At 53.4% G+C, this 13,821-nt stretch carries 13 protein-coding genes; 6 read left to right on the forward strand and 7 right to left on the reverse strand.

Translation table 11 applies throughout. The features are described from left to right. Window positions 1-79: 79 nt before the first annotated feature. From VFT64_11425 to VFT64_11435, 3 genes are read right to left on the reverse strand one after another with little or no spacing between them, the layout of a single operon-like run. A complete protein-coding gene (locus tag VFT64_11425; GenBank protein ID HEU5048438.1) occupies window positions 80-460 on the reverse strand; it encodes a hypothetical protein in 381 nt (126 codons plus the stop codon). Next, window positions 438-1,766 (reverse strand): oligosaccharide flippase family protein, encoded by a 1,329-nt coding sequence (locus VFT64_11430; protein HEU5048439.1) that lies wholly within the window; start codon window positions 1,764-1,766, stop codon window positions 438-440. The genes VFT64_11425 and VFT64_11430 overlap by 23 nt, the downstream gene beginning before the upstream one ends. A gap of 5 nt (window positions 1,767-1,771) precedes the next feature. Continuing rightward, window positions 1,772-2,713 (reverse strand): glycosyltransferase family 2 protein, encoded by a 942-nt coding sequence (locus VFT64_11435; protein HEU5048440.1) that lies wholly within the window; start codon window positions 2,711-2,713, stop codon window positions 1,772-1,774. Window positions 2,714-2,974: 261 nt separating this feature from the next. Here VFT64_11435 and VFT64_11440 point away from each other — a divergent pair, with 261 nt between their 5' ends. From VFT64_11440 to VFT64_11455, 4 genes are read left to right on the forward strand one after another with little or no spacing between them, the layout of a single operon-like run. Continuing rightward, on the forward strand, window positions 2,975-4,192 hold the full coding sequence (locus VFT64_11440; protein ID HEU5048441.1) for a hypothetical protein: 1,218 nt from the start codon (window positions 2,975-2,977) through the stop codon (window positions 4,190-4,192). Between the two features lie 6 nt (window positions 4,193-4,198). Beyond that, complete coding sequence (locus VFT64_11445; GenBank protein HEU5048442.1) at window positions 4,199-5,245, forward strand: acyltransferase; 1,047 nt, start codon at window positions 4,199-4,201, stop codon at window positions 5,243-5,245. Beyond that, window positions 5,218-6,456, forward strand: coding sequence for a glycosyltransferase (locus VFT64_11450; protein ID HEU5048443.1), 1,239 nt, complete (start codon window positions 5,218-5,220; stop codon window positions 6,454-6,456). Before VFT64_11445 ends, VFT64_11450 begins: the two co-directional genes overlap by 28 nt. 9 nt (window positions 6,457-6,465) lie before the next feature. Beyond that, window positions 6,466-6,885 carry a hypothetical protein gene (locus VFT64_11455; protein ID HEU5048444.1) on the forward strand — a complete coding sequence of 140 codons (420 nt, stop codon included), beginning with the start codon at window positions 6,466-6,468 and terminating at the stop codon, window positions 6,883-6,885. Here VFT64_11455 and VFT64_11460 read toward each other — a convergent pair. Together VFT64_11460 and VFT64_11465 are read right to left on the reverse strand one after the other, a co-directional pair. Beyond that, window positions 6,879-7,601 (reverse strand): HAD family hydrolase, encoded by a 723-nt coding sequence (locus VFT64_11460; protein HEU5048445.1) that lies wholly within the window; start codon window positions 7,599-7,601, stop codon window positions 6,879-6,881. The two genes, VFT64_11455 and VFT64_11460, sit on opposite strands and share 7 nt — an antisense overlap. Beyond that, window positions 7,558-8,184: a phosphoribosyltransferase family protein gene (locus tag VFT64_11465; GenBank protein ID HEU5048446.1), complete on the reverse strand. Its 627-nt coding sequence runs from the start codon at window positions 8,182-8,184 to the stop codon at window positions 7,558-7,560. The genes VFT64_11460 and VFT64_11465 overlap by 44 nt, the downstream gene beginning before the upstream one ends. 100 nt (window positions 8,185-8,284) lie before the next feature. On the opposite strand from VFT64_11465, the gene VFT64_11470 reads away from it, so the two are divergent. Together VFT64_11470 and VFT64_11475 are read left to right on the forward strand one after the other, a co-directional pair. Beyond that, a complete protein-coding gene (locus VFT64_11470) occupies window positions 8,285-10,183 on the forward strand; it encodes a glycosyl hydrolase family 28-related protein (GenBank protein HEU5048447.1) in 1,899 nt (632 codons plus the stop codon). 77 nt (window positions 10,184-10,260) lie between these two features. Continuing rightward, on the forward strand, window positions 10,261-10,767 hold the full coding sequence (locus tag VFT64_11475; protein ID HEU5048448.1) for a DUF1993 domain-containing protein: 507 nt from the start codon (window positions 10,261-10,263) through the stop codon (window positions 10,765-10,767). A gap of 136 nt (window positions 10,768-10,903) precedes the next feature. Here VFT64_11475 and ovoA read toward each other — a convergent pair whose 3' ends face one another. Continuing rightward, window positions 10,904-13,093 carry a 5-histidylcysteine sulfoxide synthase gene (ovoA, locus tag VFT64_11480; GenBank protein ID HEU5048449.1) on the reverse strand — a complete coding sequence of 730 codons (2,190 nt, stop codon included), beginning with the start codon at window positions 13,091-13,093 and terminating at the stop codon, window positions 10,904-10,906. A 19-nt stretch (window positions 13,094-13,112) separates the two neighbouring features. Then, window positions 13,113-13,799 carry an EI24 domain-containing protein gene (locus VFT64_11485; GenBank protein HEU5048450.1) on the reverse strand — a complete coding sequence of 229 codons (687 nt, stop codon included), beginning with the start codon at window positions 13,797-13,799 and terminating at the stop codon, window positions 13,113-13,115. Window positions 13,800-13,821: the final 22 nt, after the last annotated feature.

Genomic DNA, 13,821 nt, shown 5'->3' on the forward strand with positions numbered 1-13,821 from the left:
AGCCGCAGAAACCTAGCCTTCAGGCTTAAATTGCGGGCTATGTACACTATCGGAGATTGAATTTCAAGTTAAATGTTAATTAATATTTACTATTTGGGTCCTGATGATACGGATCCGGCTGCACCTCGGAAGACGGAGATTCCATACAGACTGCGCCGTTTCGGGCCGCTTCGGCATCGCAACTGTTTCTATCATGATAAATGCAGTTACTAACCCGGCTTGAGTAAACAAGGCAATATTTCCCGATGCCGGGCTGCAAGTGAAACTCTGCGTTATTGGGCGTGCAGAGCCCGTTAAGCTGCTGAGCACGCTGGCGGCATTCCATGACATCCGTATAAATGCACTCAGGCGTCATTCCCTGCACACTGACACAGAAGGGCGAGGCATAAAGCGGCGAGGCATAGAGACTGCCAAGCAGGAAAGAGACAGCTAAGCCTTTATATTTCTGCAATTTCTTCATCAGGAGACACTTTCTGGAGCGACTGGATGGACTTATACATCAGTATAAACAGCAGCAAATGCGCCGCTGCCTGCACTATACTATACGCCAGCAACGCGTGCAATGCGTCAAACCCCAGCCGGTAGCTTATGAAAAATGCTCCTATGAGCGCTATAAGCCTTCCCGCTTCCCACAAAGCCGATAACATCTGCTTCTCAAGCACTTGGAGTGTATGCGTAATCGCATGCAACACCATTCTGGGTAAATAAGCAATGCTGAGCACACGCAGGTAAGGCACCGTTCCGGCCCATGCTTCGCCGAATACCAGCGGAATGACATACGGCGCGACCACGTTAACCAATAGCAGCCAGCCCGCCACAATCACAAACTGCTGCCCCGCCATCTGCAGAAAACGCCTGCGCACAGCCCCGGGGTCGGTCGCAATGCTGCGCGAAACATCGCCCACATACACCTGCAATATGGAAGTGCTGATGAGCAGCAACGGCCTACCGATAATACGATCCGTGAGAAAAATGAATCCGACCGCCGTGCTGGAATAAAGCACCGGCATCACCATCAGCAGCAGATAACCATTGCCCGCTTCTTCGATAATACCCGCCCAGCTCGAAACCAGAAAGAAATGACGGAACCGCTTGGCAATTGCGCCCATGCCCGCCATCGATGCACCGGCCAGCGCGCGCGGAGCCACCAGCAGGCGCGACGTCATATAGCCAATTCCGGCCGACTGACCGAGGATTGACCCCGTTACCAGTCCGCCAATCCCTGCCCCCATAAGGCCGAGCACTATCTGGGACACCGGCCCTACCCCCCCCTGATAAAGCTTCGTGCGGGCGATAACACGGAAGTCATGCTGGCGGGTCGCATAATATAAGAGTACGTTATAGGCACCGATACACAAAAGCCCCAGCGGCATAAACCAGCGGTAAGGTGCAACCACGCCGAATACGGAAGCAGCCGCTCCGGCAATGGAAATTCCCCCTACGACCGCAGCCGCTGTTGTCACGGTAATGACGAGCGCGGCAATACATACGGCCAGCAGGTTCGCCGCATCCGTCTGCGTGCGCACAAGCGGCAGCGCCATTTCATAACGTAGCGTCGCTACAGTGGAAAGAATCCCGACGACTGCTGTGAAGACACCCAGCACGCCAAACATTTCGGGAGAATAAATGCGCGTGAGCAGTGGCGAAAGCAGCACGGAGCAGAACTGCCCAAGCGCCGTGCCGGTAAACATCACGAGCACATTGCGAGCAAAATCGTCACGCTTGAGCTTGGCGAGATAGCGTTGAATGAAGGAAAATATGGCCATAGGCTTTAGGCAGCCAGCCTGGCCAGCCCGCGTTTCACCACCTGCAGCCAGAACGCAGGTGGAGCTGTCAGCGCATGCTGAACCGCACCGGCAACATTATTGGCTGCAAGTTCCTCGCGCACTTTGTGCAAGCGGGCCATGACCTCGAACCCTTTGCCACGCCTGAGCATGGCCTGGATCTGCTCCGGTGTCATGTCGAACTGACGCTTCAGAATTACTTTGTCGTTATATAGTTTAATTTTTTCAAATGGATAACGCTTTCTTTCCACCTGCGCCCATTGCTTGGAAACGGAACCGAAAGGCTGGAGATAATAATAAAGCGGTTCATCCACCAGCAACGCCTTTCCGCCCGCGAGGAAATAATCGAACAGCATGAAATAATCGAATCCGTCGCGGAATTCCTCCTGGTAACGGATACCATGCCCCTGCAGGAAAGCCTTTCTGAACATCGGCTTTAACTGGCCGTAATCGAAGGCTGCAGTCGGGTCCGTATGCTGCAGGAAATCATTCACATTGATCGTGCGGTTGTGATAAGTGCGGGCAAACGCCGTACGTACGCTGCGTCCTAACCTTGCATCCACAAAATGCTGGTTGTCGGCCACCATGTCCACACCTGCCCACTCAGCAGCTGTCAGGAGCTTTTCGATACGGGTGGGTTCATACCAGTCATCCGCGTCAAGCACCGCCACCCATTCACCCTGCGCCGCATCAATCGCGCGATTAAGCGCTCCCGCCCCGCCGACATTTTTGGGCAAAGCAACAACATGCACGCGAGCATCTTCTGCTGCGAGTTTATGGGCTATCGCACAAGTCGCATCAGGCGAGCAGTCATCGACGATGACCACTTCAATATCCTGCTCCGTCTGCGTTAATGCAGAACGCACCGCTTTTTCAAGATAATCCGCGGCCTTATACGCGGCTATCGCTATCGATACCCGAACGGTCACACCGCCTCCTTCGAATTTTATTGCCCAATCCCAGACTGGGTCGGGAAGGTGTATATAGAAAAATAGTATATTGTCAATATCTTAATATTTTGCTCGTTTTATTTGTGCACAAAAATATTAACACATATAAACCAATTGTTGTATATTCTGTAGCTTAGCATATGTACATTCTGTCCCAACTATGCTACATAGCCTCCCGCTTAGAGACTGTTTCCGGAATCCGCTGTCATTGTAATCGATGCTAAAGTAATGCAAGAGCTCTTGTCTATACCCATAGTCATCTATCTGCTGTGTTACGTCTTTGAAGGCGCGTTGCGCTATGGACTGCACCTGGCAGGCGCAGATGCAATGATCTTCCTGCGCGATGCTCTGCTGTTGCTTCCGCTGGCTATTATATTCCTTCATCAGTTGCTGCACAAGAAACTCCATCCTGCTTTCCTGATATTTTTTGCCGTGATCGTACTGCATGGCTTTGTGATATTGGTAAATATGAAAAGCGCACAGGCTATTGCTTACGGGGCCAAGATACTCATCACAATGGTCGCCGGTGCATTGGGCATGCGCCCGCTGCTTGCCCCCAGTCGCAAAGTGCTGATGCTTCTGCTGCTCGTCTGGGCCGTTAGCCTCGGAGCCATTTGCGCAGATAAATATTTCGTGCAGATGCCATGGGTAGGTATGGAAACCCAGATCGAAGGCGTCAAAGTAGATATCAGCCGTGACTGGCAAGTCAGCGGCGCGGAAAAGCGCGCGGCGGGATTAATGCGCGATTCCATCCATGCCGCGATGGTGATGCCGCTGATGGCGCTGGTGCTGATCTTTAACCTTCAGAACCTACCGCTGCGCCTCTTTGTCGCGCTCGGAACACTTCCCGCACTCGTCTGGACGACGCAGAAAGGCGCAATCATCGCCTATCTTATCACGCTCGGCCTGATGGCGCTTAATCCCAAACGTCCAATCAACATGCTGCGCCTCGGTGTCTGCTTCACGATTGCGCTCTGTATAGCATTACCCCTCGTCTTTCAGGATTACACGATGCCTAACGCAGACGGCGTATTCAGTTTCTATTCCTTTTACCTGCGCATCGAATGGATGTGGCCGGATGCCTGGAAATGGATCCACGCACATGATGCGTTTCCGTTCGGCGTAGGGCTTGGCGGCATTGGCGGTGCGCAACGCGTCTATGCGCCGGACGATGTTAACGCAGCCGATAACCTCTTTATATTAATGTATGCCTATTTCGGTGTAATGACCTTTGTTTATCTGGCGGGCGTATTGGCAGCCGTCGCAAAAATCGGAAGCAATGCAAGCAAACTCGCAACAGAAGCAACGGCAATGCTGGTCTTCCTGTTCGGCTATGGCTGCGTGATCTCGTTGATTGAAGACCAGATGGGGTCGCTTTATATGGGCGCGGCGCTCGCCTGTGTGTGTCATGAAATCAAACGCGTTTCCAAGGAAAGATTGCAAGTTCAGGCTCAGTAATAGACGATGAAACACACAGAAAATAATTTTACCCTCCTGCGCCTGGTGCTGGCTTTACTTGTCGTATGCGGGCATTTCAAAGTATTGCCCGGCAATCACGCAACCAATTTCTGGGAAAGCCATGCCGATTTCGCCGTGGATGCGTTCTTTGTCGTCAGCGGTTACCTGATCTTTGCAAGCTACGACCGCAGACCCGAAACGGGTAGCTTTTACCTGCGCCGGTTTTTCAGGATTTACCCGCTCTATTTTGTCATCATCATGCTGCAGGGCCTGGCAATGGCCCTCGTCGCTGGCGATATCGCCTCCCATGCCGGAGAGCTCGCGCATTATATTGGCTTCAATCTGATTATGGCGAACTTCATGGCGTATGGGCTGGGCGACCTGCTGCATTCACTGCATGATCCGGGTATAAACCCGAGCCTCTGGACATTAAAGATCGAAGTGGCCTTCTATCTCCTGCTTCCACTGGCGTGGCAGCTGACGCGCCGTTTCGGTGATAAACCGCTTATTGCCTTATATATAGCCTCCGTTTTATTCGAATACGCAGCAATGCATTACGGTGACATAACGATCGGCAAACAGCTGCCGGGCAAGATGCGCTTCTTTATCATAGGCATCATGCTCTACCGCCACCGGGGTGTCATTCACCTGCCGCCGCTGCATGCTTTCATAACCGCTGGCGTGCTGCTTGCCGTCTGCTCCTTGCGTGACGAACTCTGGATGCTGCCGTTTTACCCAATCTGCATCGGTCTGTTCGTAGTCATATGCGCACTGCGCCTGCCCGCATTCGACCTTAAGCACGATATCTCTTATGGCATTTACTTGGTGCACGGTCCTCTGATACAGTTCGCGCTGCTGCTCGGCCTGTTCGAGAACAACACGCATTTCCTTATCCTGCTGCTTCTGGCGGCAACGGCAATCGCGCTGCTTGCGGAACGGTTCATCGAGCGTCCGGGCATCGCCGCCGGAAAACGGCTCTGCCTGTTATGGCTTAAACTGGCGTCACGGAAAGAAAAAGAACCTGTATGGCCGACCGCACCATTGTCATCCTGAACGATTATTGCCATATCAATGGCGGTGCCAGCCGTATTGCCATCGATGAAGCGGTAAGCCTCGCTGCTGCCGGTGAAAAAGTTATTTTCTTCGGTGCCTGCGGTCCGGTCTGCCCGGAGCTGCAGAATGCTCCACTGGAAACAATCTGCCTGAACCAGCCGGAATTGATCGAGGCAGGCAAGAACCCTGCCGTGCTGCTGCAGGGAATATGGAACCTGTCCGCTTACCGCAGGATGATCGCACTGCTTTCCACGCTCGATCCGGCGCGCACCGTCATCCATCTGCACGGCTACACTAAGGCGCTCACCACGAGCCCCGTGCGCGCAGCGGTAAAACGCGATTTCAAAGTCGTCTGTACATTACACGATTTCTTCCCTGCCTGCCCGAACGGCGCATTCTTTGATTACGTCAAAAACACCCCCTGCCCTAAGCGCGGGCTGTCGATGAGCTGCATCGGCACGAACTGCGACAAACGCCGCTATCACCATAAGCTTTACCGCGTCGTCCGTTCTGCCGTGCAAAGAACCGCAGGGTTACTGCCTTCCGGAATCATGGATTACATCACTTTATCCCGTCACTCCGTAGAACTGCTGCGTCCGTATCTTCCTGCAAATGCACGTCTGTACCCGCTGGAGAACCTGATAGAGACCGTAAAATCCGCGCCGGTAGACGTCGCCGCAAACCGTACGGTTGTCGCTGTCGGCAGACTGGATGTAGAAAAAGGTATCGAAGTGCTGCTTGAGGCAGCAAAGCGCACTGGCACGCAATTGACTCTGGTAGGCGACGGACCTTTACGCGCATTGGCCGAGACTTATCCGAATTGCCGCGTCACGGGCTGGTTGCCGCCGAAAGAAGTGTTTGCGGAACTCGCCAAGGCGCGCTGCCTTGCATTTCCAAGCCTCTGGTATGAAACTTACGGGTTGGTAGTGACGGAAGCCGCCGCACGGGGAATCCCTGCAATCGTCAGCGCCATCTCCGCCGCATCCGAACGCGTGAATGACGGAATGGAAGGCTGGCATGTCCGCGCAGGCGATGTAGATCATTTAGCCAAACGGCTTGAACTCGCGAAAGATGACGCCAACATCCGCCGTATGGGACAGGCTGCCTATGAGCGCTTCTGGAACAAACCGCCGACACGCGACTATCATACAAAAGGATTGCTTGCGATTTACAAAAGGATATTGGATAGTAGGGAGAAAGTCCAAGCATAGGGTCATGCCATGCGTATCCAATTAAAGGCCGTTTTGTTTTCCGCACTGATGGCAATGTCGCTTTCAGCCTGCAATACGTCTTATCCCCTTGCAGGCAAAGTCCCCAATACGAACGAGCATTTCACCGGCAGCGTCACCACATTCACGCTCAATAACAACGCGACGATTCTCTTTACGACCGACCGCGGCACACGGTGCTACGGTGTGTACCCGCTTCCGCTCTCCGGCGGTGACCGCAGCATGTCCGGCAGCGGTACGTTCAAATGCAATGACGGCAGGCTCGGCATTTTCGCCTTCAGCGGAACAATCTATAAAGGAACGGGCATCGGAAAATTCAATAATGGCAATAAATTCACCTTTGCCTACGGCACCAACCTGCCGGAAGAAACCGACGGCGTGACCTCTCCCGCTCTGTGGAAAGACTACTGAAGCAAAGCTTCTATCTGAGCTGCTGTCATATCTCGGCAGGCAACGATTCTCACCCCAGCCTGAGCCTGTAGCCCCTCAACATCTTCCGGTTTACCGAACCAGAGCACAAGATGGCTTTCCTTCATAAAAGGCATGTCTTCTTCATGATCGGTCAGAAAGATGCGCTTACGACCGCTTAATCCTTGCGCCTTGAGCCAGGCAAGCACGCGGTCGCGCTTTTCCTGGCCACGGAATTCCACTGCTTCCTGTCCACTGCGCGGTGTCGCCAGCACATGCCTGAACCCTAAACTGTGACCGAAAGGTTCGGCATATTCTGCCGCTGCCGCCGAAGCAAGCACAGACTCCACTTTGCCATCGGCAATCATTTTGAGAATGCCCGCCAGTCCCGGCCTCAGATGCGGACGCAGCCCATCGAAGAAGGATTGCAGCGCAGCCGCTTCCGTTTCCCCTTTTAAGGCTTCCGTCCAGATTCCCTGCAACCGTCGCTTCATGGCATAGTGGCTGCAGAACTTCGCCTTGCGCCAGGCAAGCGCAGATCCGGCACGCAGCGACAAGGCAAGCCGCCCCCCAGTGCCGAGCCCGGCAATCTGACCGTTGAGCATAAAACGCACCCAGCGCGGAAAGCTGTTGCAATCCAGCAGCGTTTCATCCAGGTCGCAGACCAGGACAATATCATTTACGGGAATCGAGCGACCAGGGGAATCGGCAGAGGACATAGCGGTACAATGAGAAATCGGGCTCCGTAACAGGAGAAGCCGTGGTGACGGTAATGGCGGCCATCTTAACTGCCGCGGATGGATTGGCAATAGCATTCACAAGTGTGCGCACATACGCCATGGTCGCACCGCTGTCGATAGCATCATCCACGATGAGCACGCGCGCTCCTTCTTTGCGCTGCATAAGCTCGCGTTCGATCTCGGAAAGCTCGGACGCATCGGGAATGACGGTACTCACCTTCGCAGGCCGCAGCTGGGTCAGAACAATATGTTCAAGAACACGCAGCCTGTCGGTAATCTGATGGGGTAGTTTGCGCAGCAAACGTTTCAGAAGACTGGATTTCTGCTTCTTGCTCGTTCCCGGCCTGCGGCAGGTGATGCCGAGTAATGTGCAGCCCTGCATGGATTCCGCCATCAGCTGCGCCACATGGTAACCACCGGAACGTATACCAATCAGCATGTTGGGCTGAAATCCGGATACCGACGCCGCCAGCGCATGCGCCGTTTGCTTCAGGCCCTGCTGATCAAGGGTCAACACACTGAATTTACGCCAGGTCTTAAAATCTACCAACGCGGCCGCCATCGCTGAAATTCTTTCCGGGGATTACTTGGGGAACATTTTATTTATGGTTTATTTATACCAGTTAATGGCATAATAGCCTACTATTTTTGAAAGCTCCCTCATGAAACTGCATTTTTCCTTTATCATACTGGCAGTTACCACTCTTCCCGCTTATGCCGCCGCGGCCTCCGAACGTTTTCCCGCTGATGCCGGAGCATTGAACGTGCGCGACTTTGGCGCTAAAGGCGACGGCATAACGGACGACACCGCCGCCATTAACGCAGCCCTCACCGCCAGCGGCACGGACACAGGTGAAAAATTCTGGCAGGACCGGATTGTATATCTCCCGCAAGGAACATATCTCGTTTCCGCCCCCATCATGAAACGTTATGCGAATGGCAAATATGGCAGCGGTTCGATCCTGATCGGACAGGACCGCAAAAAGACCGTCATTAAGCTGAAAGATAATACGGATGGTTATGGCGATCCCGCTCATCCCAAACCCGTTATCTTCACCACCGCAAAATTGCTGGACGGGACACCGAACAGCGGCGGTAAGGATTATCTTGGCAAAGGCGAAGGCAATGATGCTTTCATGAATTTCATCGAGAACATGACGATTGAAACAGGCAAAGGCAACTCCGGTGCAATCGGCATCGACTATCTGGCTAATAATATGGGCGCGGTGCGCAATGTCACCGTTCATGGTAACGGCACGACGGGAATTGCCATGACGCGCAAATGGCCTGGCCCTGCTCTTCTGGAAAATGTTGCTGTGGAAGGCTTCAGCACCGGTATCGATATCGGCAATACGGAATACGGCGTGACGCTCGAAAATATTACTATAAGCAATGCTCACACAGGCCTGCGCAACGATCATAATGCAGTTTCAATCCATAATATTGATATTGAAGGAACCGCACAGCCAATCATCAATAACTCGTCAGACGGGCTGATGGTTATCTACGACGCAAAACTGATGCGCTCCAGCCTGAAAACCACTGGCGAAGCGATTGAGAATCATGGCTACATGAACTTGTATGCCTTGCACACCGCCGGATACGCTACCACGCTCGGCCAGCCGAAGATGGATATCACCGGCGTATTTGAAGGCAATACGCAACTCAAAACAGCCGCTACCTGGTCACTGCCTGTAGCGGACGCCCCCATGATACCCGAAGAAGCCCCGGAAAAATGGGTGAGCGTCACGAAATACGGTGCAGAACCGGATTCAGGAAAAGATGCAACTGAGGCTATCCGCAAGGCTTTCAATTCCGGCGCAGCCACCATTTATTTTCCGCATGGCACATATCTTATCAGTGAAAACATTGCTATTCCTGCAAGTGTAAGGCGTATCGAAGGAATGACTTCCACTATCCATTCCGTTGAGAATCGTTCCGACTCCTTCCGTCGCGACCAGGGAATGTTTCGCGCTACGAATAATAAGCGCTCGCTGCTGATCGAGCGCATCGCATTTGATAACAGCTATCTGGGCGATCAGGCAGGCGTGGAAGCTGCAGGTACGCAGCCGCTCATCCTGCGCGATGTTGTAGGTGCCGGCGTCATCACCCTGCTCCGCCCGGAAAACGGTGGCAAAGCCTTCCTTGAAAACACCTGCTGCGGCACGATGTCCATCGCCGGAAAGCAAGGCGTCTGGGCACGCCAGTTCAACAGCGAAGGTGGCGGCATACGAATTGAGAATAAGGGCGCACCACTCTGGATATTAGGTGTCAAAACCGAGCAGGATTGCACGGTGCTGGATAACAAAGACGGCGCACAATCTGAAATACTGGGCGGACTGCTTTACATTACAGGCAATCATGCCGATCCGAAAATCCCGGCTTTCCGCAATACGCATTCGCGCCTGCTGATGTCTTATGCGGAAGAATCCTTCAACCGCGATGCAACTTACGCCATCCACCTGGAAGATACTCAGCATGGCCAGGTAAAAACTACCCCGGCTACATCGCTGCCCGAGCGCAACCTCGCCCGCGTAGTACCGCAGCTTGAAGGCAAGTAACGCCAAAACCATACTTGACAGTCTAACGGAGCAGGCATAGGCTCGCCTCCATTCATACCATAACAGGAGCTTTCCTTATGTCCCTTTCCATGTACGATGCCTCTATCCCCGTGCTGATCCGCGGCCTGAATAATCTCGCTACGATTCTGACCAAAGCCGCTGCTTATGCTGAAGCAAAGAAGATTGCGCCGGAAGTGCTGGTGAATGCGCGCCTCGCACCGGATATGTACCCTCTGTCCCGCCAGATACAGATTGCAACCGACATGGCCAAGGGCTGCGGCGCCCGTCTTGCCAAACTGGAAGTACCGAGCTTCGCCGATACGGAAACCACCTTCCCCGAATTACAGGAACGTATTGCGAAAACCATAGCTTTCCTGAAAACCATTCAGCATGCGCAGGTGGAAGGCAGCGAAGAACGTGATGTGGTCGTGAAAACGCGCGGCCGCGAACATACCTTTAAAGGCAAGGATTATCTGCTGAACTTCGTCCTGCCAAACTTCTATTTCCACACCACCACTACCTACGCCATCCTGCGCCATAACGGCCTGGAGATCGGCAAGGCGGATTTCATCGGCAGCCTGTAAATAAGATCGTTTCTAACATTTCCGTCATCCCGTTGCTTGACAGCGGGATCTCAGTAACTCGCCTGAGATACCGTGGTCAAGCCACGGTATGACGAAAGATAGATCATTCTTCGCAGCAAGGCATAGAGGCTTTTGATTACTTTCGTTTCCACACCGTTGCTTGCGTCACAATATACTCGAACTTGCGGCGGTGTTCGCGGATCATGAACGGCAGCTCGCACTGGCCGACAAGCGTAAACTCTGTCAGCACCTTCTGGATAGCCTCAGGTCCCTCTAGCCAGTTTTCACGCGGAGTATATTCCTCCAACCAAGACAGCGGCGTCGTCATAACCACTACACCGCCACGTTTAACAAGAGCATCCTTTCCCTGCAGACGCTGCAGGCACTGCTTCGGATCGCGCAGGCGGCAAAGCAGGTTAGCCAGTACGACAGCATCAAACTGCCCCAGCGCTTCCGGCAAATTGCAGGCATCACCCTGCTGGAAACTTACACGGCTGCGGTCAATCGCAGAATCCACTTTCGCTGTCAGATAGGTTCCCTGCGCTCCCTGATCTTTACGCCAGTAACCTAGCTCACCACGCTGCTGCAATGCGCAAGCAGCATCCACGAAGGACTGGCTCCAGTCGATACCGATCGTTTCCGTAAACTCGCGCGCCATTTCAAAACTGGCACGTCCGACCGCACATCCGATATCCAAGGCGCGCCCCCTGCCCTGAGCATGGGCAGCAGCCAGTTTAGCCACCGCCAGCGGCAGCTCCACAATATCCGGAATGGCACCTTTGCCGAAAATGCTGCTATCGTAAATCTCATCTCTTTTTCCCCAATGCATCAGCATGTAGGTATTGAGCATTGACTCCGTATCGTACACAGAGGTATCCCGTCGCTTCAGAAGCTTAGGATTGCCGCTGATCGCACCTTCCACACTCTGCGCCAGCCGGAACCCTGCATGCTGGAAGAAATGCGGGCGGAAATGAAAGCGCGCCCATGGCCCCGCCTCATCGCCGGTGCTTGCGAACGAGCCGCCCATGATCATCTGGTGTTCGCCGTCATAGCAGGGATCGCTGAAATCCGTGTAGAGCGGATGCACCTTACCACCGCTTAAGGGATGGAAATGATCCTCCAGCCACTGCCAGACATTGCCAAAGACATCAAAAAATCCTGCCTTATTAGCCGGCAACGCCCGCACCGGGGATTCGCTTCCGCTGATAAGCCCGCTATTAACCTTGGCTACCTCTCCATCTGCACGCAGCGCATGGTGCTCCGCTTCCGTCAGCAACCGGTAGGGAATCTGCACATTGTCGCGACGCGTCTTCCATGCAGCATAGGCCTTGGCTTCGTAGTAGTTTACGCAGACCGGCCAGTCCCACTGCATATCCAGCACTTCAAAGCAGGTGCGCAGCTTGTAATGATGCAACCCGGCAGGGCCGTCTTGTATCCAGAAGGTCGGCCACTTGGTGTTGCGGAAACTGCGCCATTGCCAGCCTTCATGCGACCATAATTCCGCATCATGGTAGCCACCACCCGTAACGAATTCATAAAACTCACCGTTACTGATAAGCGTATCCCCCGCCCTGAACGCATCCACATGGCGCGATTCATGTCCGTATTCATTATCCCAGCCGAAAGAAGGATAATCTCTTGGTTTTCCGATCTCAACCGATTGCGCCGCAACACCATGCATGACATGCGGCTGATAATCCTTGCCACTGAGTGGAACTTTAGGCGTCCCGCTATGCAACCGGATGCTCTGCGGCCAGTTTTCCGGCGTCTGTACATATTCCGGTGGCAACTCACGCATCAGCACGCTGGAAGTCTCCAGATGAATGCGCTCATGCTCGAACCCCATGACAAGCGCCCATAACGGGCTATCCTGCGTGATAGACGGATGACCGTCAGCCAGCAGCGGCGAAGTCAGAATGATATCCTTGACCATGGCATATACCTTCTCGCGGTACTCCCGCACCTGCTCTACAGTCGGCCACACATCATCCTTCTCATGAAGCTGATCCCAGCGCATTTCATCCACACCGGTTTCAAACAAAAGCTCATACGCCTCATCTACCGGACCGTCGACCAACCCGGCCAGCCGCAATTTATTGACATAAAGCACAGCAGGATGCGCGTAATAGAAAATCATAGGATGGCGCAGTTTATGGTATGGCCGGACTATATAGGCCGCTTCGTTCTTAAGAGCGCTGAATAGCATCTCCGTAAGCGCCCAGCCATTATCAAAATAGGCCAGAAATTCTCCGCGCGAAGCTCCCAGATCAAGCTGTGGCAGTGAGTGAAGCTGCGCAGTTACCGCACGTTGACAGGCCTGGTTCATATTAACCTTTTTCGTTATATTATTGCTCCGGCAGCAGCACCTGCTGCTTCTTAGTGCCGCGCAGCGCATGGAAAAGATGTAGCATGCTGGCGACACCGATTAGCGGAGAAGCCAGATTAAGTAACGGAATCGTGGCACAGATACTGATCGCAACTCCCGTTCCCCATATCGAATAACGTGCCTTTTGTTCCATCATGACCGCCTCCTGCGCATTGACCCTGCGCCCTGCCGCCATACGGAAAAACTGTGTACCCAGAAGGTAACCGTTAAGCCCGTAATACAGCAGCATACCGAAAAGCGGCATAAAATACAATGGAAGGCATAGCAGGTTCAAACCTAACGCTTTCAGCGAAAACAGCACATCGCCAAGCATGGTCGGCCAGAAAGGCGGCTGTGCGGGCGGAAGACCGGGATAGTCCTTGCGCTCAATCACTTCCGCCATGCTATCGTCAAAGAAATTGACCAGAATGGGATAAAGCAGCGGAAACAGGAACCAGGCGATCATCATACCGCCTGCGCTTCCAAGCATATGCACAAAGAAACCTTCCGCGCCCGTAACGCCGATATAGGTGCTGATAGCGCCGGAAATGATCCATACCAGAATCCATCCGCCAATCACATAAGCCAGCAGGCACAGCAGGAACAGCTTCAATATTTCCGGCAATAATAAATTGCGCAGCGATTTGGCAAAAATGATCGTCAGCATGTCATACCTTACGGTTTGTGCT

This window comes from Rickettsiales bacterium (genome assembly GCA_035765535.1).
In the GTDB taxonomy this organism is placed as follows: domain Bacteria; phylum Pseudomonadota; class Alphaproteobacteria; order Rickettsiales; family JABCZZ01; genus JABCZZ01.